This window comes from Vreelandella sp. V005, assembly GCF_052645115.1.
In genome coordinates this window covers 369,409-392,450 of the sequence record NZ_JBQXYA010000002.1, presented here as the reverse complement: position 1 = coordinate 392,450, position 23,042 = coordinate 369,409, and the positions used below count along the sequence as shown (strand labels likewise).

At 56.4% G+C, this 23,042-nt stretch carries 22 protein-coding genes; 9 read left to right on the top strand and 13 right to left on the bottom strand.

The features are described 5' to 3' along the window. Positions 1-28: 28 nt before the first annotated feature. Positions 29-1,012 (bottom strand): MBL fold metallo-hydrolase, encoded by a 984-nt coding sequence (locus tag ACUN8H_RS07045; protein WP_445531437.1) that lies wholly within the window; start codon positions 1,010-1,012, stop codon positions 29-31. Between the two features lie 131 nt (positions 1,013-1,143). On the opposite strand from ACUN8H_RS07045, the gene ACUN8H_RS07040 reads away from it, so the two are divergent. After that, the gene (locus ACUN8H_RS07040; protein WP_445531436.1) at positions 1,144-2,040 is read left to right on the top strand and encodes a LysR family transcriptional regulator; all 897 of its coding nucleotides are present in this window, start codon (positions 1,144-1,146) and stop codon (positions 2,038-2,040) included. On the opposite strand, the gene ACUN8H_RS07035 is transcribed toward ACUN8H_RS07040, so the two are convergent. Further along, complete coding sequence (locus ACUN8H_RS07035) at positions 2,037-3,407, bottom strand: L-serine ammonia-lyase (protein WP_445531435.1); 1,371 nt, start codon at positions 3,405-3,407, stop codon at positions 2,037-2,039. The two genes, ACUN8H_RS07040 and ACUN8H_RS07035, sit on opposite strands and share 4 nt — an antisense overlap. A gap of 189 nt (positions 3,408-3,596) precedes the next feature. On the opposite strand from ACUN8H_RS07035, the gene ACUN8H_RS07030 reads away from it, so the two are divergent. Further along, positions 3,597-4,247 (top strand): hypothetical protein, encoded by a 651-nt coding sequence (locus tag ACUN8H_RS07030; protein WP_445531434.1) that lies wholly within the window; start codon positions 3,597-3,599, stop codon positions 4,245-4,247. Between the two features lie 113 nt (positions 4,248-4,360). Here ACUN8H_RS07030 and rpoD read toward each other — a convergent pair whose 3' ends face one another. From rpoD to rpsU, 3 genes are all read right to left on the bottom strand, one after another. Beyond that, a complete protein-coding gene (gene rpoD, locus ACUN8H_RS07025; RefSeq protein ID WP_445531433.1) occupies positions 4,361-6,211 on the bottom strand; it encodes an RNA polymerase sigma factor RpoD in 1,851 nt (616 codons plus the stop codon). Between the two features lie 225 nt (positions 6,212-6,436). Next, the gene (dnaG, locus tag ACUN8H_RS07020; RefSeq protein WP_445531432.1) at positions 6,437-8,284 is read right to left on the bottom strand and encodes a DNA primase; all 1,848 of its coding nucleotides are present in this window, start codon (positions 8,282-8,284) and stop codon (positions 6,437-6,439) included. A 255-nt stretch (positions 8,285-8,539) separates the two neighbouring features. Beyond that, entirely contained in the window at positions 8,540-8,755 is a 216-nt protein-coding gene (rpsU, locus tag ACUN8H_RS07015; RefSeq protein ID WP_008956349.1) for a 30S ribosomal protein S21, read from the bottom strand. Between the two features lie 212 nt (positions 8,756-8,967). Between rpsU and tsaD the strand changes: the two genes are divergently transcribed. After that, entirely contained in the window at positions 8,968-10,023 is a 1,056-nt protein-coding gene (tsaD, locus tag ACUN8H_RS07010) for a tRNA (adenosine(37)-N6)-threonylcarbamoyltransferase complex transferase subunit TsaD (protein WP_445531431.1), read from the top strand. 7 nt (positions 10,024-10,030) lie between these two features. On the opposite strand, the gene plsY is transcribed toward tsaD, so the two are convergent. Then, entirely contained in the window at positions 10,031-10,603 is a 573-nt protein-coding gene (gene plsY, locus ACUN8H_RS07005; protein ID WP_445531430.1) for a glycerol-3-phosphate 1-O-acyltransferase PlsY, read from the bottom strand. 102 nt (positions 10,604-10,705) lie between these two features. Here plsY and folB point away from each other — a divergent pair, with 102 nt between their 5' ends. Next, on the top strand, positions 10,706-11,086 hold the full coding sequence (folB, locus tag ACUN8H_RS07000; protein ID WP_445531429.1) for a dihydroneopterin aldolase: 381 nt from the start codon (positions 10,706-10,708) through the stop codon (positions 11,084-11,086). After that, positions 11,083-11,631: a 2-amino-4-hydroxy-6-hydroxymethyldihydropteridine diphosphokinase gene (folK, locus tag ACUN8H_RS06995; RefSeq protein WP_445531428.1), complete on the top strand. Its 549-nt coding sequence runs from the start codon at positions 11,083-11,085 to the stop codon at positions 11,629-11,631. The genes folB and folK overlap by 4 nt, the downstream gene beginning before the upstream one ends. Positions 11,632-11,635: 4 nt before the next feature. On the opposite strand, the gene ACUN8H_RS06990 is transcribed toward folK, so the two are convergent. After that, entirely contained in the window at positions 11,636-12,772 is a 1,137-nt protein-coding gene (locus ACUN8H_RS06990; protein ID WP_445531427.1) for a polynucleotide adenylyltransferase, read from the bottom strand. An 8-nt stretch (positions 12,773-12,780) separates the two neighbouring features. Continuing rightward, positions 12,781-13,596, bottom strand: coding sequence for a symmetrical bis(5'-nucleosyl)-tetraphosphatase (locus ACUN8H_RS06985; protein ID WP_445531426.1), 816 nt, complete (start codon positions 13,594-13,596; stop codon positions 12,781-12,783). 223 nt (positions 13,597-13,819) lie between these two features. On the opposite strand from ACUN8H_RS06985, the gene ACUN8H_RS06980 reads away from it, so the two are divergent. Next, complete coding sequence (locus tag ACUN8H_RS06980) at positions 13,820-13,999, top strand: hypothetical protein (protein WP_445531425.1); 180 nt, start codon at positions 13,820-13,822, stop codon at positions 13,997-13,999. Next, on the top strand, positions 13,999-15,447 hold the full coding sequence (locus ACUN8H_RS06975) for an FAD-dependent oxidoreductase (RefSeq protein ID WP_445531424.1): 1,449 nt from the start codon (positions 13,999-14,001) through the stop codon (positions 15,445-15,447). Before ACUN8H_RS06980 ends, ACUN8H_RS06975 begins: the two co-directional genes overlap by 1 nt. Here the strand turns inward: ACUN8H_RS06975 and apaG are convergent. From apaG to ACUN8H_RS06950, 5 genes are read right to left on the bottom strand one after another with little or no spacing between them, the layout of a single operon-like run. Beyond that, positions 15,444-15,821 (bottom strand): Co2+/Mg2+ efflux protein ApaG, encoded by a 378-nt coding sequence (gene apaG, locus ACUN8H_RS06970; protein ID WP_445531423.1) that lies wholly within the window; start codon positions 15,819-15,821, stop codon positions 15,444-15,446. The two genes, ACUN8H_RS06975 and apaG, sit on opposite strands and share 4 nt — an antisense overlap. After that, a complete protein-coding gene (gene rsmA / locus ACUN8H_RS06965) occupies positions 15,818-16,645 on the bottom strand; it encodes a 16S rRNA (adenine(1518)-N(6)/adenine(1519)-N(6))-dimethyltransferase RsmA (RefSeq protein WP_445531422.1) in 828 nt (275 codons plus the stop codon). The genes apaG and rsmA overlap by 4 nt, the downstream gene beginning before the upstream one ends. A 53-nt stretch (positions 16,646-16,698) precedes the next feature. Further along, positions 16,699-17,763 carry a 4-hydroxythreonine-4-phosphate dehydrogenase PdxA gene (pdxA, locus tag ACUN8H_RS06960; protein ID WP_445531421.1) on the bottom strand — a complete coding sequence of 355 codons (1,065 nt, stop codon included), beginning with the start codon at positions 17,761-17,763 and terminating at the stop codon, positions 16,699-16,701. Further along, positions 17,763-18,788 (bottom strand): peptidylprolyl isomerase, encoded by a 1,026-nt coding sequence (locus ACUN8H_RS06955; protein WP_445531420.1) that lies wholly within the window; start codon positions 18,786-18,788, stop codon positions 17,763-17,765. Before ACUN8H_RS06955 ends, pdxA begins: the two co-directional genes overlap by 1 nt. A gap of 39 nt (positions 18,789-18,827) precedes the next feature. After that, positions 18,828-21,278 (bottom strand): LPS-assembly protein LptD, encoded by a 2,451-nt coding sequence (locus tag ACUN8H_RS06950; RefSeq protein ID WP_445531419.1) that lies wholly within the window; start codon positions 21,276-21,278, stop codon positions 18,828-18,830. 70 nt (positions 21,279-21,348) lie between these two features. Between ACUN8H_RS06950 and ACUN8H_RS06945 the strand changes: the two genes are divergently transcribed. Both ACUN8H_RS06945 and murU read left to right on the top strand, forming a co-directional pair. Next, on the top strand, positions 21,349-22,374 hold the full coding sequence (locus tag ACUN8H_RS06945) for an aminoglycoside phosphotransferase family protein (RefSeq protein WP_445531418.1): 1,026 nt from the start codon (positions 21,349-21,351) through the stop codon (positions 22,372-22,374). Further along, complete coding sequence (murU, locus tag ACUN8H_RS06940) at positions 22,371-23,039, top strand: N-acetylmuramate alpha-1-phosphate uridylyltransferase MurU (RefSeq protein ID WP_445531417.1); 669 nt, start codon at positions 22,371-22,373, stop codon at positions 23,037-23,039. Before ACUN8H_RS06945 ends, murU begins: the two co-directional genes overlap by 4 nt. The last annotated feature ends 3 nt before the right edge of the window (positions 23,040-23,042 follow it).

Genomic DNA, 23,042 nt, shown 5'->3' with positions numbered 1-23,042 from the left:
AACTACGTCTATCACCTTAATGAAAGCGTTACTCGTCAGTAGCTACCGGGGCAAACTCAATCGGTAACCAGCGATAGCCTTGCTCATCTTCTACGATGTGACCAATACCAGGGAATGGCATATGCGCACCAGCGACCCAGTGCTTATCCTCGACGGCACTTTCGAGCACGCTCTCACGCGTGCGCACCGCCTGCTCTGGGTCGGAATCAAATTCAATGGCAACGGTGGGGTCGGCAAATTGAACAGCGTAACTATGTACCACATCACCCCATACCAGCATGGCGTCATCATCACTGGTCAGCATAAAGCTTGAGTGCCCCACGGTATGCCCATGGCTGTCTTGTACAACGATGCCCATCAACACTTCATCACCGGGCATGAAAGGGTTGAAGCGATCCGCTTCCTGATAAGGCGCTACCGCGTCTTGAGCCATTTCAAAGAATGCTCGATTACCTTCGGGTGCCGCTGCCGCGCGCTCCTCGTCCAGCCAAAAGTCAGCATCGGCTTGGCTGGCACGTAATTCAGCATTGGGATAAACCGCTTCGCCACTCTCATTGGCTAAGCCGCACACGTGATCGGGATGTAAATGGGTCATCAGCACCGTATCGACATCTTCTGGCGAATAGCCCGAAGCGCGCAGGTTGCTCTCTACCTGTCCAAGCGACGGACCGAAACAGGCGGCTGATCCAGCATCGACCAGCACCAAGTTCTCTCCGGTGTGAATAAGGAACGCATTGACGGCGGTTTGCATACCGCTTTCAGCATCAATAAATAGCGTATCCAGGCGACGAAGAATCTCTTCTTGTTCCATGCCTTTTAGCAAAGAAGTATCAATCGCCGTATGACCGTCGTAGAGCGCAGTGACTTCGTAATCCCCCACCATCATTCGGAACCAGCCAGGCGCTTGCTCTTGCTGTTGCGTGGGTAGCTCGGCCTGAGCAGTGACTGCACAACCTGCACCAATAGCCATTGCTAGGGCACCACGCGACCACTTGGGTAAGTATTTAGACATAAGCTGTACACTCCATTGATAAGATAAACATGCTTGCAGTGTAGGCCAGCTAGGCGCTAATGATAAAGCGGGATACACTCACAAGATTATTGCCACTGAGCAACAATCGTTATCAACATCAAGGAGTCAGTGTGCAGCACTGGAGCCGTATCGAAGCGTTCGTCGAGGTGGTGCGGCTGGGCACTTTTTCTGCCGCTGCCCGCCATTTAAAGGTCTCTACCTCGCATATCAGCCGCTTGGTCAGCCAGCTCGAAAATCAGTTGGGCGTTCAGCTACTCTACCGTACTACACGGCAAATTCGCCTGACCGATGTGGGGGCTACTTATGTAGAGCACTGCCGCCATCTTTTTGATGGGCTGCGGGATGCTGAGCAGGCACTGAGTGAGCTGCAAGCCAAACCCAATGGATTGCTTAAACTCACCTCGGCGACGACGTTTGGCGAGCGCTTTATTGCCCCGCTGGTCAATGATTTCCAGTGCCTCCACCCTCAGCTGGACGTGCATATGCACTTCACTAACCGACCGGTGGAGCTGATCGAAGAGGGCTACGATATTGCCATTCGCATGGGGGTACTGAAAGATTCCAGCTTGATTGCCAGACGCCTATGCGATCGCCGCGAATATATTGTTGGCTCCCAGGGCTATTTTCGCCAAGCACCGCGCCCACACACCCTAGCGGAGCTTGGCCAGCACCGCTGCCTGATTGGCTCACGTCCTAACTGGTTATTTGAAGTGAACGGGCAACGTCGCGAAGTGCGCGTCGAAGGGTGCTGGAGCGGTAATTCCGGCCCGGCGTTGTTAGATGCCGCCCGTAAAGGGCTGGGGCTTGCACAGTTACCCGATTATTACGTGGCCCCTTATTTGGCCAGCGGCGAGTTGGTAGCGGTACTTGAACCCTTTCAGCACCACGACACCGCCGTGTGGGCGGTTTACCCCCGCCATCGTCATTTATCGCCTAAAATACGCCAGTTGGTAGATTACCTGGTGGCTAATATCGGCAATGTATTGCCCAAGCATTCATCCACTTAGCACTCAATCGCATTGACGGCGAGGCCCCCTTTGGAGGTCTCTTTGTACTTATCCTGCATATCGCGGCCGGTATCGCGCATGGTACGAATCACTTTATCCAGCGATATAAAGTGTTCGCCATCGCCGTGAAGTGCCATGCGCGCGGCATTGATCGCTTTGACAGAAGCGATCGCATTACGCTCTATGCAGGGCACTTGGACGAGGCCGCCCACCGGGTCGCAGGTCAAACCCAGGTTGTGCTCCAAGCCGATCTCAGCGGCGTTTTCCACCTGGCCCGGCGAGCCACCCAGCACTTCGGCAAGCCCAGCGGCTGCCATGGCACAGGCGGAGCCTACTTCGCCCTGGCAACCTACTTCAGCGCCGGAAATGGAGGCGTTCTTTTTGCACAAAATGCCGACGGCACCCGCAGTGAGCAGAAAATCCACCACATCCGCCTCGCTAGCATCTGGCTCGAACTTCAAATAGTACGCTAACACAGCTGGCACGATGCCCGCCGCCCCGTTGGTCGGCGCAGTGACCATCCGCCGCCCAGCGGCGTTCTCTTCGTTCACCGCCAACGCAAACACGTTGACCCAATCCATTACGGTGAAACTCGATACAATGAGGCGCTGATTCTCCAGCGGGTTGAGTAGCTGTTGATGCAGCAACTGTGCACGACGACGAACCTTCAACCCCCCAGGCAAATGCCCAGTGGCTCGCAAGCCATTTTCAATACTGTCACTCATGGCCTGCCAAATAGTCAGCAGTTCTTCACGAATGGCCGTCTCACTACGCCAGGCTTTCTCATTCTCCAGCATCAACTGGCTAATGCGCAGGCGATGCTGCTGACACAGTGCCAACAACTCGGCGGCGGTATCGAAGGGATAGGGTAACGTCGTGCTATCTTCGCCCACTTCGCCTTGATCGGCTTTGGCTTGATCGACATAAAAGCCGCCGCCCAGTGAGTAATAGGTATTTGTCGCCAGCAGCGCATCGTTGTTACCGTAGGCGCTCAACACCATGGCATTGGGATGAAACGGCAGGCAGGTGTCATCCCACTCTACATCCCGGCCATGTTCAAAGGCGATCGGCTGCCCATTGGCCAGCAGCAACGGCTCCCCCTCATCCAATTGCTTCAATCGCGATGCAATCGTATCGGGGTCGATACTTTCCGGCGCCTCCCCCATGAGCCCCATGATGACAGCTTGATCGGTACCGTGGCCCACACCGGTGGCGGCCAGTGAGCCATGAAGCTTTACCACGACCCGTGTGACGGAGGCGTCTTCGAGCGCCATGGCAAAGTCACGCGCAGCTCGCATCGGCCCGACCGTGTGGGAGCTGGAGGGACCAATACCAATACGAAAAAGATCAAACACACTAATAGCCATGCCCATACCCCCCTCACAACGTTGTTATTGCCTGCCCATTAAACACTTTGCAGGGGCGATGACCAAACGTCGAGTGAATAACCACAATATCGACGTGCGCACACAGAAGTGTGACGATATAATGAACATTCACCCACGCATGTTTGCATATGCACGTCACGACGCTGCTTACCCACAAAGGATGTTGGTATGTCTTCTCCCCCTCCCTGGCCAATAGGGTTCCAAACCATTTTAGTACGTGCAGTGTTATACGTATTTTTCATAGGGGCGATTGCCCAAGGCGCCTATCTTGAAGCGCTCTATCTTCCCTCAGTGCGGTTTTCTGAGTTGGGTTTTACCGAGTTTACGCAAACACTCGTGCTGGCCACCTGCTGCGCCATGCTGCTTTATATTCGCCAAGTGCTTAGGGTCTGGCCCACCGTCAGCCTATTGCTACTCGCGTTTGTAGCGGCCTCACTGGTGCGCGAGCAGGATCATTTCCTGGATAACTATGTCGCTGATAACACTTGGAAAGTGCTGGTAGCCTTGATCATTTTCCCAGCGCTCTTTTGGGTGATTAAGCAACGTAAACACTTCCTCGTTGAGTTTGCCCATTACAGCAACACCTTCGCCTTCGGCTTGTTTACGGCGGGGGTATTGACCACTTATATCTTCTCGCGGCTTTATGGTCGGCAAGAGTTTTGGCAATTAATTCTCGAAGATAGCTACTCAGGCACCTTTAAGAGTGTCGCAGAAGAGGTAGTGGAGCTTCTCGGTTACAGCTTAATTTTGATCGCCACACTGGAACTCCTGCTATTGGCCCTTCGTATTTATAAGGCGCAACGTCAAACGTCTGCCTAGCGCTTTCTACTGGCAGGCCCATTACGCTAGGCCAAACATAAAAAAGCCCGCCTGTTCAGTGAACGGCGGGCTTTTTAGGTCTTAGCGGCTATTTAGGTATTAGCAGCTATCGATCATTCATCAAGAAACGAACGCAGCGGCTCAGAGCGGCTAGGATGGCGCAGCTTACGCAGCGCTTTAGCTTCAATCTGACGTATTCGCTCACGCGTGACGTCAAACTGCTTGCCCACTTCTTCCAGCGTATGGTCGGTATTCATATCAATACCAAAACGCATACGCAGCACTTTCGCTTCGCGTGCGGTCAAGCCACCTAATACGTTGCGCGTCGCTTCGATCAGGCCTTCACCGGTGGCCATATCGATCGGCAGCAGCATGGTGCCATCTTCAATAAAGTCGCCCAGGTGTGAATCATCATCGTCACCAATGGGCGTCTCCATGGAGATCGGCTCTTTGGCGATTTTGAGCACCTTGCGCACTTTATCTTCGGGCATCTCCAAGCGCTCGCCGAGCTCTTCCGGCGTCGGCTCACGACCCATTTCCTGCAACATCTGACGCGAGACGCGATTGAGCTTGTTGATGGTCTCAATCATATGCACCGGAATACGGATGGTGCGCGCCTGGTCTGCAATCGAACGGGTGATGGCTTGGCGAATCCACCACGTGGCATAGGTCGAGAATTTGTAGCCGCGGCGATATTCGAACTTGTCGACGGCCTTCATCAGACCGATGTTGCCCTCTTGGATCAAGTCCAAGAACTGCAAACCACGGTTGGTGTACTTCTTGGCAATCGAGATCACCAAGCGCAAGTTAGCTTCGACCATCTCTTTCTTGGCACGGCGCGCTTTCGCCTCGCCAATGGAGAGCTTGCGGTTCACCTCTTTGAGATCGGCAACCGAGAGTTGTACCATGTCTTCTTCAAAGGCGATCTTGCGCTGAGCGCGGGCAATATCGGCGCGCAGCGGCTCAAGACGGTCAGCGTACTTGCTCTGCGCTGCCTGGAAATCATCCAGCCACGTTTTGCGCGACTCGTTACCAGGAAACGACTTGATAAACGTCTTGCGCGGCACTTTGGCTTTTTTCACGCACAGCTGCATGACCGCTTTTTCCTGAGCACGCACTTGCTCGACACTGATACGCACTTGGCCAACCAAGCGCTCAAAGTGCTTGGGCACCAGCTTGATGGGCGAGAAGAGCACTGCCAAGCGGGTCTGCTCAGCCTTCAGCTCAGGGCTACCGCGACCATGCTTGGCAAACGCTGCTTCTACCAGTGCGTTCTGCTCACGAATCTGTTCGAAGCGCGCACGCGCTTCTTCCGGATCCGGACCGCCTTCGCTGGCCGTGGAATCCTCGTCCTCGTCTTCGCCATCCCCCTCGACATCATCATCAAGATCAGCTTCGGGCTCCGGCTCGGGCACTTCTGCCTCAGCGACACCGGGAATGCCCTCGTCAGGGTCAATGAAGCCTGAGAAGAGATCCGACAGTCGTCCCGGCGCCTCTTCATCCTGAGTGGCGTCATAGGCATCCAGAATGGACGCGACGGCACCCGGCAAATAAGCCAGTGACGACATCACCTCACGGGTGCCCTCTTCGATCCGCTTGGCGATTTCAATTTCGCCTTCACGGGTTAGAAGCTCAACCGTGCCCATTTCACGCATGTACATGCGCACGGGGTCAGTGGTGCGGCCTACATCGCTTTCCACGGCGGCAAGAGCCGCTACGGCCTCTTCCGCAGCGGACTCGTCCGTGGAGTGATCCGACATCATCAAAGTGTCTTCATCAGGCGCTTCTTCAACGACACTAATACCCATGTCGTTGATCATGCCAATGATGTCTTCCACTTGATCCGGGTCGGCGATATCCTCGGGTAGATGGTCGTTGACCTCGGCATAGGTCAGGTAGCCCTGTTCCTTGCCTCGAGCGATCAACTCCTTCAGACGTGACTGCTGCTGCGCATTTCCAGCCATAGAAACCCTATCTCGACGAAGAAGAATGAAACACCTGGAGCGCTGAATCGATTAAACTCAACAAGCCGAACAGTATAGCGTAATTCACCGGAATTTTTCCAGCTTGACGTATTTGCGCGGTCAATCAGGTGTGTTAGGTTGTTCGGTTAGGCCAGCGCTCGGTGGCTGACCCTATATCTGGTGCTGAAACGTTAGGAATTCAACCCTACCGTCTAAAACACCGCCTTAATTGCGCTGAGCAAGCTGCATTACCAAGCTTGCCAAACGCTGGCGCTGCTCCTTATCAAGCTTTTGCCCGGCGCGTTCCTGCGCCAGCAGCGCTGCGTACTCCTCATGGGGAGAACGCTGACGCTGAACATGCTGCAAATGTTCCACCCAACTAGTCAGCTCGGCTTCGCGATCCGCTTTTGGAATCAACAACTCACGCTTAGCGAAGACCGCCAACGCCTGACCTTGCTGGCTGCCCTGAAAATGCGCCAACACCACCTGCGGGCTGCGATAGCGCCCCGCCTTGAGCAACGCAATCAACTCTTGGCATAACGGCGTGTCATCCTCCTCTGGCAGCCAATCCAACCGATCAGGTAACGCAGCCACCAAGTTTGGCTCGTGCAGCAACAGCTGGATAATACGCCCAACAGGGGAAAGCACCTGCGTGCGAGCGCGCCCCCCTTTAGCGGGCGCTGCTGAAACCGGCCCCGCCGCCCCCAAAGGCGCATCGGCTTCTACCTCAGCCGACCCTTGAGAACGCTGCTGCTGTGTCGCCCGGGTACGCTTTTCGAGCAGCGATTTCAACTGCTCTTGCGCCAAGCCGCTCCGCTGCGCCAATGACTCAAACAATAGTGATTTGAGCATGCCATCAGGCACTTTGTTCAACGCTTCAAGCACCTGACTGGCAAACCGCTCACGCCCTTCGACGGTATTCAAGTCGCGTCCCTGGGCTGCTTGCTCGAAAAGGAACTCGGACAGCGGCATCGCGCAGGTGATGCGATCCTGAAACGCCTGCGTACCTTCTCGACGCACTAGCGTGTCAGGGTCATCTCCGTCGGGCAAAAACAGAAAACGAGCCTCGCGACCATCGATCATTTGCGGCAAGGCGGTTTCCAACGCTCGGCTCGCTGCCTGCCTTCCGGCGCGGTCACCGTCAAAACAGAACACCACACGACTCACCAGCCGAAACAGACGGGTCAAATGATCTTCTGTGGTGGCGGTTCCCAGCGTCGCCACCGCGTTATGGATACCGAACTGCGCCAGCGCCACGACATCCATATAGCCTTCCACCATGACAAGCTGTTCCAGCTTGCTGGAGGCTTGGCGCGCTTCATACAGGCCATAGAGTTCGCGGCCTTTATGGAACACCGGTGTTTCCGGCGAGTTGAGGTATTTGGGCTGATCATCGCCCATCACTCGCCCGCCAAACGCAATGGTGCGCCCACGCAAATCACGAATCGGAAACATCACCCGATCACGAAAGCGGTCGTATGTTCGCCCGGTATCCTCACGGTTGATCAGCAGGCCATACTCAACCTGAACCGGCTCACCTATGCCGCGCTCGCTAAGATGCTGCTTTAGCGCTTCCCAGCCAGCGGGCGCGTAACCAATGCCATACGTTTTGATCACTTCATCCGAGAGCCCACGACCCGACAAATAGCGCTGGGCGGACTGTCCTTCCTGCATTTTTAATCGCTCGCGATAAAAGCTGGCGGCGAGTTCAAGCAGGTTAACGCCCTCTTTGCGCTTTTTTTCACGCTGCTGGGCGCGTGGGTCGTCAGCCCCTTCGCGAGGAACTTCAATACCTAGACGCCCAGCCAACTGCTCCACCGCTTCAGGAAACGGCAGTTTGTCATACTCCATCAAGAAGCGTAGTGCATTACCATTCGCTCCGCAGCCAAAGCAGTGATAAAACTGCTTATCCGCGCTAACCGTAAACGATGGGGTTTTCTCTTGATGAAAAGGGCATAGCCCGGAGTAGTTACGACCAGCCTTCTTAAGCTGCACGCGCTCACCGACCACCTCGACCACGTCAACGCGGCCCAATAGGTCATCAATAAAACGCTGTGGAATTTGGCCTGCCATGAACTACGGGCATCCTCGCGCAATGCGCTAACTTTCGAGACTGTTTTTTAAAAGCTATTTTTTAAAAGCTGCTTTTTGAAGCACCGCTTAAGACCATCAGACCCATTGCCAAATCAGGCCACTCTGAGCATTGAAGGCCTTGCGTAATGGCAGCTTTGAAAAAATGACAGTCCAAAACAAACGGCCACCTAGTGGCGGCCGCTTGGCATCCCTCTTGAGACGACCAGCTAACAGCGCCGGCCCCTCGGGTACGGATCAATAGAGCCGTTCGAAACGCTTTTGCTCACGCTGGACTTTCTTAGCGTGGCGTTTTACGGCAGCTGCCGCTTTGCGTTTACGCTCAGCAGTCGGCTTCTCATAGTGCTCGCGGCGGCGTACTTCAGAGAGAACACCGGCTTTTTCGCAAGAACGCTTGAAGCGACGCAGGGCGACGTCAAACGGCTCGTTATCACGTACTTTTACAGAAGGCATTAAGCACTCACCTACCTTAAGGAGTCTTGAGTTCGGATAGTACGTACATCGCAAAATTTCGATTTAGAATGCGGTGCACGACCCAGTTTTACAGCGCACAGTAGTCTAGTCGCCACTGGCTATCTTTGCAAATGCTTACGCTCACCGGTGACGACAATGCTAAACTAGGGCATTGATGATTTTACCTTTATATATTTAATGAGTCGCTCTTTATGCGTGTTCTGGGCATTGAAACATCCTGTGACGAAACGGGCGTCGCGCTTTACGACACCTCGCTCACCGGCGGCAAAGGGCTGCTTGCCGATGCGTTATATAGTCAAATCGCCATGCACGCCGAATTTGGCGGCGTGGTTCCCGAGCTGGCCTCCCGGGACCATACCCGCAAATTGCTGCCGTTAATCGAGCAGGTGCTTAGCGATGCCAAATTGACGCGCCATGATCTTGACGGTATTACCTACACAGCAGGCCCTGGCTTAGTCGGCGCGTTAATGGTGGGCGCCAGCACCGCTCACGGCATGGCACGGGCGTTAAATATTCCCGTGCTAGGTGTCCACCACATGGAGGGCCATTTGCTGGCACCGATGCTGGAAGACGAACCGCCTGAGTTTCCGTTCGTGGCCCTGCTGGTCTCGGGCGGTCACACCCAGCTTGTCGAAGTACAGGGGCTGGGCCGTTATCAACTGCTCGGCGAATCAGTGGATGACGCCGCAGGCGAAGCGTTTGATAAAGCGGCCAAAATGCTTGGCCTGGCCTACCCAGGTGGCCCTCTGGTGGCCAAACTCGCAGAACAGGGTGACCCCAAACGCTTTCGCTTCCCACGGCCCATGACCGACCGGCCGGGTCTCGATTTCAGTTTTTCTGGGTTAAAAACCCATACCATGACCGCCATTCGCCAATTAGAGGCAGCTGGCGAACTCGACGACCAAGCGCGCGCCGATGTAGCTCGCGCTTTTGAAGAAGCCGTTGTCGATACGCTAGTGATTAAGTGCCGTCGGGCGCTGGATCAAACCGGCCTCAAGCGCTTGGTAGTAGCGGGTGGCGTTAGCGCCAATCATCGGCTCCGCGAACGGCTGCAGGTCGAGTGTCAAAAGCGTCAGGCGCGTGCCTACTATCCGCGCGGTCGGTTCTGCACCGACAACGGTGCCATGATTGCCTACGTGGGTGCTCAACGCCTTGCCGCAGGAGAAAGCGATACCCCCGGCATTATGCAGGCAACGCCCCGCTGGCCGCTGGATCAACTGACGCCGCCGGCTGCCGCTGAAAGCTAGCAACGCGCTAGGAGCCGCGAAACGGCGGCTCTTCACCGCGTCGCAGTCGACGAATATTGAGCCCGTGGCGAGCCAGCACCAACAAACTAAAGCCGCCGACCACCATAAAATACCCAGGCGCCAGCCACGCGCATAACGGCGGCGCCACCAAAGCACTCACCAGTGAAGCCATCGCCGCCGTCTTTAGCCGCCAAACCAGCAGTGCCCACACCAACGCAGTGAGTAGCGCGACATTCGGCACCAATATCAGCAGCGCTCCAAACGCACTGGCAACCGCCTTTCCGCCACGTAAGCCGTGCCAGAGCGGAAAGCTGTGGCCTAATAACACCGCTAGCCCAACCAACCCCTGCAACCATATCGGACAATTCATGAGCTTGGCGCCCAGCACGGCGGGCATGGCTTTTAAGGCGTCTAGCAGCAGTGTCGCTGCTGCTAAGCGGGGACCATACAGGCGCAGCACGTTGGAAAAGCCTGGGTTAAACGAGCCATGTTGACGGGGGTCACCCACGCCAGCCAGGCGGCAAACGCTCAGCGCTGCCAGCCAACTGCCGCTTAAATACCCCACCACTATCCATAGCATGGCGCTCTGCTCGCATTGTAGACCGTGCTGTTAGCCCGGCCGCTGTCGTTTAGCCCCATCCTAACGTACAATCGCCGGCTTGTTGCAGCAGGGGAAGGCAAAATGGATCGTATTTTGATTGAAGCGTTGAAGGTCGACACCGTCATCGGTGTCTATGACTGGGAGCGCTCTATTCAACAGTCGCTAAGCTTAGATTTGGTCTTGGCGACCGATATACGCTCAGCGGCAGCTACCGACGATTTACGTCTCACCCTGGATTACGCCGCCATTTGTCAGCGCATTCAGCAGTTTGCCAACGAGCATCAATTCGCCTTGGTCGAAACCTTCGCCGAACGCCTCGCAGAGTGCCTGCGCTCAGAATTCCCCATTACCTGGTTACGCCTCACTGTGCGCAAGCCCGGCGCAGTGCCTAACGCGGCCAACGTCGGTCTGGAAATTACCCGCGGCACCTTACCAGAGGCAACGCAAGGGCCCAGCGCATGAAGGTGGTGACTGTTAGTCTAGGCAGCAATATCGAGCCTGCCCGGCATATCCGCTACTGCCTCGACGCGCTTACTGATACGTTTGGCGCGCTGCAAATTTCACGTGTGTTTGAAAGCGAGCCAGTCGGTTTTATCGACAATCGCAACTTCTATAACCTGGTGGTGGCCTTTCACAGTGACTGGACCCCTGGAGAGCTTCAGGCGTGGAGTAAGCAGCTGGAGGTCGCGCATGGCCGACTTCCCGACACGGCCAAATTTAGCCCTCGCGCGCTGGATATTGACTTACTCACGGTAGGCAGCCTCTGCGGTACCATTGATGATGTCACGCTGCCACGTAGCGAAATAACGCACAATGCGTTCGTGTTGCAACCGCTTGCTGAGCTACTGCCCGCTGAGCGCCACCCCCACTGCGGCACTTCCTATGCTGCACTATGGGAAGCCTTCGAGCTCGGTAGCCAGCGCCTGTGGGCAGTCAATTTTAGCTGGCGGGGCCGCTGGATCTCCCAGGCGGATGAGATACCCCGTTTGGCAGCGGCGCGCCGATAACCTGCTAGCCAACCGCCTCCGCGACAGCTTGCCCACGCCGAGTGCGTATCGCCTCACCCAGCGCTGCACCTTGATACCCTTCGGCGATTAACGCCTGAGGGCTGATCGCTCTGGCTGCTTGCCAAGCAGTAGCCAACTGCGTTACTTGTTCAGGCGCGAGTATCGCGACGAGTGTCAGTTGCTCTTCGACCTGCTCGGGCTTCCGCCAGCCATCCAATCGTTCCAGCCAGTGCAGCACGCCCTGGCCATCGAGTGGCACGGCCAGTAGTGCGTGGGTAAGTGCTGTATAGCGCGCTAACTGGGCCACCCGATTCGGCAGTTTGAGCCGTGCCGCCAAGGCATCGCGCTGATGAGCATTTAACGGCGACACCAACTGTGCGTAACGCCAATGAGCCACGGCTAACGCACCGCGTTGAGGCGCCTGACTCATTGCCGCTAACCCTTGCGACAGCATCGAACCCACGAGCTCTGAAAACCAGACAGGCAGCGCTTCACAGCACTCAAGGGTGGTGAGATAGACCTCAGGGCTTGGCTCGCCAAGTGCCTTTTCGGTTTCTACCCACACCCGCTCGGCGGCCAAGTGCTCAAGTTCACCGCTGTGGCTCACTTGGCGCATCAACGCCAGCGTCTCGTCAGCAATGGTAAACCCCAACGATGCATAGCGGGCCAGAAAGCGCGCCGTGCGCAGCACCCGCAACGGATCTTCACTAAACGCAACCGAGATATGGCGCAGCACGCGTTGCTCGATATCTCCCTGGCCATTAAACGGGTCGGTTAACGTCCCCTTAACACTCTGAGCAATCGCATTGATGGTTAGATCGCGGCGTAACAAATCCTCTTCCAGGGTGACATTAGGGCTGGCGTGCACTTCAAACCCACCATAGCCACGCCCTGACTTTCGCTCAGTCCGCGCAAGCGCATACTCCTCGGCGGTGTCTGGATGCAAAAAGACCGGAAAATCGCGCCCCACTGGCTTAAAGCCACGCTTACGCATGGCCTCTGGCGTGGCGCCCACTACGACCCAATCATTATCGACCACCGGCCAACCGAGCAAAGCATCGCGCACCGCGCCGCCGACACGATAAACCTGAAGGCCCGCTAACCGAGGATCCGTGCGTTGTTGCGTTTCATTTTTTCCCATAACGCTCTCTATTTTTCCCGCTGGCGGTTGGGCACGCTGGTGCGCTCGCCGTTGGCTAGGTTTAGCGCGGTCAAACACCCGCCCCACACGCAGCCGGTATCCAGCGCTTCGACCGGCACCTGCGCATGCGGGGCTCTCCCCATTAGTGCCGCCCAGTGACCAAACAACAGTTGAACATCATCTGCACGGGGGTATTGAAACCAGGGTAGAAAGCCCTCTGGGGCACTTTCAAGCCCTTCTTTCGCGGCAAAGTCCAAACGCCCCTCGGCATCAATAAAGCGCATTCGAGTAAACACATTGACGATCATGCGAAGCCGGTCCATTCCTTCTAGGTCGTCGCGCCAGCGGTCCGGCTGGTTGCCAAATAGCTGGGTTAAAAATGCCCCCGAGGCATCGCTTGCCAGCTTAGCTTCAACTTCACGGCCAAATGATTGGGCCTGCGGCACGCCCCATTGGGGCAGTAGACCGGCATGAGTCATTAGCGTGTGCTGCTCAAGCACACTGAGCGGCTGGCTTTGCAGCCAGTCCAACAGTTTCTCGCGATCAGGAGCGTCAAGAATATCGCTCAGCGTGTCATTTTTTTTCAATTTACCGCCACCCCGGGCGACGACGAGCAAATGAAAGTCATGATTACCCAACACGCAACGGGCAGCGCTGCCTAGCGCCTGCACTTCTCGCAAACACGCTAAAGAACCAGGTCCACGGTTAATCAAATCGCCCACTAGCCAAAGCGTATCCCGCTTAGGTTCAAAACTCAGCGTTTCCAGTAGTGCGATAAATTCAGCGTGACAGCCATGTAAATCGCCGATCGCATAGGTACTCATCCGTAAGGCCTTTTTAAGCAAATGAATGAACTAAATATTAACATCTCGACTATCTATTCTCCCTGTCGTTGATGCGTTCTCTGGACGAATAAGGCTGGTGAAAATAGCCAGTTTGGATCACTATAAAATGCATTTGGCAATTCCCAAGGGGCATATCAGCCAGTCCAGTTATTATAGTAAGTAGCGCTAACTCTCCACCCCTGTTAAGGAAAACACTACGCTTATGTCGATGGACCCTACCCGACGTGGACTGCTACGGGCTGCTACCCTGGCGGGCATCGGCGCCATGGTACTGCCCGGCACCACCCTGTTGCCTATCGTTCAGGCATCGGCCACTCAACGTTCCCCCGCTAATACACCTGTGATAGTGAAGGGTTGGTTGCTTAAGACGAGTGACCGCTGATGTATATCGATTTTGAACAGATCAGCGAAGACAGTGACACTTTCGATGTATGCATTATCGGCGCAGGCGCGGCGGGCATTTCCATGGCGGTCACACTTGCCGAGCGGGGGCACCGCGTGCTGCTGTGCGAAGGTGGCGATGCGGACTACAGCGAGCGCTCTCAGGCGTGCTATCGCGGGGAAACGATCGGCGACCCTTATATTCCTTTATATGGCGCCCGCTTGCGTCATTTAGGTGGGTCGACTAACCATTGGGGCGGCATCTGCCGACCGCTGGATCGATACGACTTTAGCGCCAAGACAGCCGCCAGCGAAACGGCGTGGCCGATTAGCCTTGACGCGCTTGCGCCCTACTATCGCCCTGCCGCCACTATCCTCGACTTGGCGAAGCCACCTGCAGACCAATCCATTACTGGGGCGGGGCTAAAGCGCATCTTTTTTTCTCTGGGCAACCCGACACGCCTGAAAGATAAGTACGCTGAAACGCTACGTGAATCGACCACACTTGAGTGCTGCCTTACGGCCAATTTGATGGCGTTAGAAACCCAAGATGGCATCGTCACTAGCGCCACGTTCCAAAATTACCAAGGTGACTATCGCTTGGTACGCGCGCGCTATTTTGTACTAGCCTGCGGCGGTATAGAAAACTCACGCTTGCTACTGTGGTGTAATCAACAGGCCCAAGGCCAATTAGTACCTCAGCACGCCACTCTGGGTCGTTATTGGATGGAGCACCCCCACGCCACGGTGGGCAAAGCGCTGCTGTTTGAGCCAGCGGCTCTAGGCATGGACGATGAGTATAATATATTTCTTTCGCCCACCGCTGACGCTCTCGAATCGCGGCAAATACTGAATTGTGGCCTGCGATTACACCGCATGAATGCTGAAGCCACTCAGGCACTAATTGAGGAGCTTGTGGAAAAAGCGCCAGCGTTAGCCGGACGGCTTCGTGTATGGCAAGCACAGGGAAAGGTAATACATGGCGCAGTACTTAGAGCCGCCTGGGAACAAGAACCGCGTTTTGAGAATCGCATCGAACTCAGTGAAGAGCTGGACGAACTGGGCGTACCCCGCAGCCGCTTGGTGTGGCAGCAGTCAGAGCTGGACCGTCGCACCATTCGTGAGAGCATGCTGTTGCTTGGGGAGTACTTGCGCGATAACGAGGTGGGAAGGCTGCAAATGGCTGAATGGTTAGCCGATACGCCGGTTCAGCTACCCACCGACGGCGAACTTGCAGGGCGACATCACATGGGGGGGACGCGGATGAGCGTTAAACCAGAAGAAGGGATCGTCGACCGCGACTGCCGCCTGTTTGCCCAGGAAAATTTTTACGTGGCGGGCTCCAGTGTGTTTGCGAGCGCAGGCCACGCCAACCCCACGTTAACGCTAGTGCAGTTGGCCCTGCGGCTTTGCGATCACTTGGAAACAAAGTTAACACAAACTATTTAATGGAGTTGGAGCGGTGCCGCCAACCTGAACGGTGCTATCGTCACTTCAAAGGCGCGCTGCGTGGAGGTGTCTAGCAGCGTGTAGGCACCTTCCATCACCCCAACCGGCGTTTGAAGAATGGCACGGCTGGTATAGCGAAAACTTTGGCTGGGGCCAATTAACGGCTGCTGACCGACAACACCTTTGCCACGCACTTCCTGGCAGTCGCCGCTGCCCTGGGTGATTTTCCAATAGCGCGCCATCAGTTGAACGCTATGCGGGCTTTGGTTATGAACCGTCACCGTGTAGCTAAATACATAGCGCGACTCCGCATCACTGGATTCGTCGGCACGATAGCTGGGTGCAACACTGACCTCGATTGCTAAACTACTCACGCTTGGGCGCCCTGTTCACTGCTTGCTGTTTCATCCGCAGTCACGCGGTTGGCAATTGCCACGTACTCGGCGACTGTCAATGTTTGCGGGCGGCGAATGGGGTCAATGCCCAGATCTTCCAAAGTGTCGGTGCTTACCCGTCCTTTGAAGTTATTGCGCAGCGTTTTTCGCCGCTGACCAAAGGCTAGCTTCACCAGCTCAAATAGCAGCGCGGGATCATCCGCCGTATGGGGCAGCGTTTCGTGGGGAGTTAGGCGTACAATGGCAGAGTCGACCTTGGGTCGTGGCACAAACGCTTCCGGCGGCACAATAAACAGCTGCTCGACCTGACAGTAGTACTGCGCCATGACCGAAAGGCGCCCCCAATCTGTGCCGCCAGGTTCAGCGGCCAAACGCTCAACGACCTCTTTTTGCAGCATAAAGTGCATATCTTCTATCGCACTTCCCGCGGCCAGCAGATGAATGATCAGCGGTGTGGAAATATTATAGGGCAGGTTACCCACCACCCGCAGCGCGGGCCCATCGCCTTTCAGCGCGGCAAAATCAAACTTCAGCGCGTCACCTTCATGGATCACAAAGTCGGGGTAGTTAAAAAATTGCACTCGCAGGCCAGGGATAAGATCCCGGTCGAGTTCAATTACCTCGAGATGCCCCGCCGCTTCCAGCAGCGGCTCTGTCAGCGCGCCCTGCCCTGGGCCGATTTCGACAAGGCGATCCGACGAGCGTGGGCCAACGGCACGAACGATCCGCGAAATAATGCCAAGGTCGCGCAAAAAATTCTGACCAAAGCGTTTACGAGCGCGGTGTTGGGGCACAGTAGACATCAAACGGTGTTCCTTGGAGTGCGGATTCAATCGGGAATGTTTCGCAGCAAATGCTAAACAGCAGCAGACACTCGCTGGTCAGCTAAACGGCGTGCAAGCGCAATAGCGACGTTTAGGCTGCCTGGGTCTGCCACGCCTTTGCCTGCCAGATCCAGCGCGGTGCCATGGTCGACCGACGTGCGCACCAGTGGCAAGCCCAAGGTAATATTGGCGGCCTGACCGAAGCCTGCGTATTTTAACACCGCCAAGCCCTGATCATGGTACATCGCCAGTACGGCATCGACACCTGCCAAGTGCCGGGGGGTAAATAGCGTGTCGGCAGGCAAGGGGCCACGAATATCCATTCCCTCAGCGCGCAGAGCATCTAGCGCGGGGATAATGATATCCAGCTCTTCGCGGCCCAGATGGCCATCTTCACCAGCGTGAGGGTTCAGACCACACACCGCAATACGCGGCTTGGCAATCCCGAACTGACGCTGCAAATCTGCCGCCAACAATCGGCTGATGCGAATGACGCGCTCAAAGGTGATGGCGTCGGCAACTTTGCGCAGCGGCAAGTGAGTCGTCACCAGCGCCACACGTAGATCGCCACTTCCCTGCCATTCTGGCGACGTCGCATGCAGTGCCGCATCGGTGGCCAGCATCATTACCACGTCATCCACACCACAGGCATCACGCAACCATTCCGTATGGCCGGTAAAATCGGGGTGCCCGCCTTCTATAATCACACCTTTATGCAGTGGTGCTGTCACCATAGCAGCAGCATGACCATGCTGGCAGGCATCGACTGCCAGCGCCAGAGTGGAAAGCACATAATCGGCGTTTGCCGGATCAAGAACGCCCGGCTTAGCGGACGCTTTAAGCGCGACAGGCCAAACAGGCAATACCTGTGTGCCCACGGGATACTCACCTGCCGAACACTCGGCCACGGTGACATTAAGCCCCAGCGCTATTGCACGCTGGCGCAGCATGTCTGGATCGCCAATGGCCACGGTATTCGAGGGAAGCAGGCCCCGGGACACCAGCATTAACGTTAGCTCAGGACCAATCCCCGCGGGCTCGCCAGTGGTCACGACTACCGGCAGGGCGTTGGCTGGCAGAGAGGCACTATCTGCCATTAGAGACGAATATCGACAAAGGCCTGGGAGCGAATCTCTTGCTGCCAGCTCTCTAGCTCTTCGTTCGCACGCCGCTGAAAGATCGCTTGACGGACCTGCTCACGCTGGCTCTCTTGGGTAACGTTCTGGCGACGACGCTCTTCCACCTCAATCACGTGGTAGCCGAATTGAGAGCGCACCGGCTGTGAAACTTGATTGACGTCTAGTTCACGCATGGCTTCCTCAAACGCCGGCACGGTTTGCCCAGGGCGAACCCAGCCCAACTCGCCGCCGTTGAGAGCCGTGCCGCTGTCATCGCTATACTCGCGTGCCACCGAGGCAAAATCTTCGCCTTGCATTAGCCGCTGGCGCACCTCTTCCGCTCGCGCACGGGCTTGGTTTTCATCGCGGTTCGGGGTCAGCGTAATCAGCACATGCCGGGCACGCGTCTCTTCGATAAAGTTCTGCTCGCCGGTCTGCCCCTGCTGCTGGTCTAGAAAGCGCTCCACATCACGATCACTGACCGAGACTCGATTACTGATTTGGCGCTGCTGCACTTGGCGCATCAGCATCTCGCGACGGACATCTTCACGCACGCTAGCAAGCGTTAGGCCATCGGCTTCCACCGCATCGGCAAATTCATCCAGCGTCATGCCGTTGGATTCGGCGATAGAACGAACCTGACCGTTGAGCTCGGTGTCGTCGATGGTCAGGCTGGCATCTTCCGCCATCTGTAGCTGGATCTCTTCCATCACCATGCGCTCGAGCACTTGCTGCTCAAGCTGGCTACGCGGCGGCAAATTACCACCCTGTGCCTGGGCCTGCTGCTCAATTTGCGCCATTCGGTCGTCGAGCTCACTACGCATGATGACATCGTTATTGACCACGGCCACGACACTATCCAGTGCCTGACGCTGAGTGGATTGAAAGTTCTGCGCCTGGAGCGTCAGCGGCGCCAACGCAAGACCGGCGCCAACGCATAAAGCAAGCAGGCTACCCGCAGATAACTGTGTCATTCGGCCTAGCAAGGGCTTTCTCATTTTCATAACAAACGTCTCTTTCATTAGCCATTCGATGGAAGTCATTTACAGGGCAGTCGGACGATAGCCAGGAATGGTCTGTTCAAAATAGCTGTCCGCACCCTGACCGACGCCACCTAAGCCACGGAACACGAAGCGCAAGAATAACCCGCGATCATTAAAATCATCATTGATCGGGGCGGTGTCATTGTCATCTAACCATTCACGCCATACCAACTGCAGGCCATAGCAGCAGTTGTTCCACTGCACGCCTGCCAACTGCTCCAGGGAGCGGTCGTTGGTTTGATCGTGAAGGTAGCGGCCAATCAAATCAATGCGGGTGCTGGCTTTCCAAGCAAACGACAGATCCCACTCTTCACGGTTGTAATCGCGAAAGCTATCGTCGCCCGGCAACACGCCCGGATCGAACCCTTCGATCTCCCAACGGTAGCCAAGGTTCACTACGTGTCCTGCGGGGTGGCGATAACCTACATCGACACTTGAGCGCTCGGTACGTTCGCGGTGATCATCGTAGAGCCACTCGTAACCGCTGCTCCAGCGATCAGTGATTTGCCAATCAAGGCGCGTGACCAGCGGCGAGCGATCCCGAGTCGCCTGATAGTAGCTTTCAGGGTTAACGTTGGGATTATCTTCGGGCCGATCCGGTAGCGTGTCTGGATCGCCCACACTATCGATTCGACGTTCATCAAAATAAACACTCTGCCCGATCCCCAACGAGAGCCGGTCCCGGCCAGAGGAGTCTTCAAGCACTCGCGACTGCACGCCATAAGAGAGGCGATTAAGGTCGCCCACGCGGTCAGCGCCGGAGAAGCGCTGGGCGGACCAGAGTTGATCCCATGAGAAAGCGCGTTCGCGACTATCAAAGTCCGGCAGCTCAGTCTGATCAGTGCGTGGCACGTAGGCGTAGTTCAGGCGTGGCTCCAGGGTTTGGCGATATTCGCGCCCACCAAGAGCCAACTCGCGCTCAAAGACCAAGCCGCTATCGACCGAAGTCAGCGCAATGCTGCGGCTGGGTGAGTCGCCCCGCTGCGTAACGCGCTGGCCATAATCCAACTCATAGGCCGTGTTCCAAAACTCGGTTCGCGGCTCCAAATAGCCCCAAGGCCGTTCAAAGCGCCAACCCACGGCAGGCGTGAGGTGCACACGGCTACCGGTGGCCGCTTCACGTTCGGGTACACGACGCTCGTCCACATCGCGCCAGAAATAGGTCGCGTTGGAGCGCCACTGGGTATACAAGCCGTTATCGAGCTGCCAATTCGCGTTGGCACTCAGGCTCGGCAATTGGTAAAAGGGCTTATCGCTGTCGCTGAGCGGGTCTTCCAGACGTTGGAAGCCCTGGGCGCGGGCGTCTAATTGCCAGCGCTGGCCGCGGTAATCGATCTGCGCTAAACGCTCCATACTGGCGCGACTGCTTTCACCAAACTCGCCACCAAAGTCATCGAAGTAGCGCCCGTCACTGGCCGCCCCATAGCGCAGTCGGTAGTTGCTACGCGCATTAACCCGACCAGCATGGCGGGCATCGACATACCAGCGGTCATCGCCTTCAAAGCGGTTTTCGCCGCCGCCCGAGCCGCCGTTATCACTGTTTAAGTAACCGCCTTCAACGATGCCAGCACTCTCTTCCAGCAAATAGCGGTACTCGCCGTTCATCAGCAAGCCATGATCACTCATCCACCGTGGTGTGATAGTGGCATCTTGATTCGCGGCGATATTCCAATAAAACGGTTGGGCGTAATCAAAACCATCTGACGAAAAGCCTATCGACGGGGAAAGCAGCCCGGTGTGACGACGGTCGTCAATGGGAAAACGCAGCCACGGCCAGTAAAACACCGGCACATCTTTCACGTGCAAACGCGCATGGCGGGCGGTACCAAAGCCTTCAGCCTGATTCAGGCGAATATCACTGCTGACCAGCTGCCAGCTATTGGCGCCAGGATCACAGGTAGTGAAACTGGCGTCTTGAAGGCGGTACTCGTTTTCCGCCGTCTGCTCCAGTTGACGTGCCTGCCCGCGTAAATGCTGATCGTAAAGCACATAGTGGCTGTTACCCAGCGTCGCCCGGTCCTCGTTCAACCGGAGCATGGCCTGTTCGCCACGCACCAGGGCACGACCATCGCGGATGGCGATATTGCCTTCCGCATCGACCTGCTCACGGTCGGCGGGCAAAAAGACCTGCTCCGCCTCTACTTCTTCATTACCGCGGCGCAGTACCACATCGCCACGCAATAACGCCTCGCCGTTGGCGGCGTAATCCACATCGCTGGCTTCAAGCGCAAGGATTTCCGGGTTCTCTTGCGCAGGTAAGCGGTAGCTAGGCATCACGTAGCGCCCCCGGCACAATTGATTAGCCGCTTCTTCCTCACTCCAGGCTTGCCAGTCTAACGCTTCAGCAGGCATGGTTTGACTCTGTGCCGCCGCCGTAAACGAGGCGCCAGCCAGCAAACTACCCATCAGCGTATGCGCAACCGGCAACGTGCGCGAAAATCGCTTGCCCATGTTCGTTATCCTTGGCATCCAGAATCGGTATTATACAGCCCGCATGATGCCCGACCAGCAAGGAGCTTGCATGTCCTCTTATCGGATTGACGCCCTCACCACGTGGGCTGCCCAACAAAACGGCCTTTCCAAGGCCGATATTACGCTCTCATCCGCCGTGGGCGATGCGAGTTTTCGGCGTTATTTTCGCCTCACGCTGCCCAACGGCACCACGCAAGTGGTGATGGATGCGCCACCAGAGCAGGAGGACTCACACCCTTTCGTCACCATCGCCCAGCGTTGGCACAGCGCTGGCCTGGCGGTGCCCAGGGTGCATGCCGCCAATTTAGCAGATGGCTTTCTGCTCCTTGATGACCTGGGCAGCACCTCGCTACAAGACTTATTTACCGACGACGCTACCATACAGACTTACCATGCGCAGGCGCTTTCGCTGATCGCCGAGCTGCAAAACCGCGCCAGCCCCGAATCGCTGCCCGATTATGACTCGGCGCTACTGGGCAGGGAGCTCGATCTGTTTCCCGAATGGTGCCTTAATGCCTGGCTAGGGCTAGCGACACCCGAAAGCTGGCACCCCTTGCGTGAAAGTCTTATTCAGCAAGCCTTGGCACAGCCAGTGGTCAGCGTGCACCGCGATTTCGATGCAATGAACCTGATGGTACACGACCAGCGTTTATTTATGATCGATTTTCAGGATGCGGTGGCGGGCCCGCTCAGCTATGACCTTATTTCACTGCTGCGTGGGCGCTACTGCCGCTTTAGCGATAAACAGTTTAGCGACTTCGTCACTGCCTTTCATCAGCAGGCACAGCGCGATGGCCGGCTTTCAGAACGAGTAGCGCTTGCCACTTTTCTCACCCAGTGCCACGCCATGGCTGCCCAGCGCTCGCTGAAAGTATTGGGAATATTTTGCCGATTAACGCTGCGTGATCAAAAAAGTGGCTACCTGGCGCGCTTACCGCACTTTCTGGCTCACCTGGAAGATAGCCTTGCAGCACTAACCGGTTTGAACCTACCTGCCCAAGCGGCGTTCACCGAGTGGGTCAAGCTCACTTTACGCCCTGCTATTCTGCAGCGGCTGGAAGGAGCGGCCTTATGAAGGCAATGATCCTTGCCGCCGGGCTTGGCAATCGAATGCGGCCACTCACCGATCACTGCCCCAAGCCGCTGCTACCCGTGGCAGGCAAGCCGTTGATTGTGCATCATCTGGAGCGCCTGCGCACGGCAGGTATTCATGAAGTCGTCATCAATGTCAGCTATCGTGCCGAGCAGATCATGGAGGCGCTTGGCAATGGCGACACCTTTGGGCTACGCATTGACTGGAGCCGGGAAACCACCCCACTGGAAACGGGGGGCGGCATTCAGCAAGCGCTACCACTATTAGGAGAAGCGCCGTTTCTACTCATCAATGGCGACGTTTGGTGCGAAGCGCTGCCCAGCGCACAAGCGTTGCAAGGCGACGATTTAGCGCATCTGATGCTGGTGAATAACCCAACTCACCATCCCGATGGAGATTTTGGCCTACGTGCTGGACGCGTCCACCAATCCAGCGCTACGCGTTTAACCTTCGCGGGCATCAGCGTAATTCACCCAGCCCTGTTAGCCGAGCAGCCCCAGGGCGCCTTTGCATTAGCGCCGCTATTGAGGTCCGCCATTGATAACCAGCGGGTGAGCGGTGAGCACTATGCTGGCCATTGGGTCGATGTGGGAACCCCGGGGCGCCTTGCCGAGCTGGAAAGTCAGCTTCACCGCAGGAGGGGATAAGCG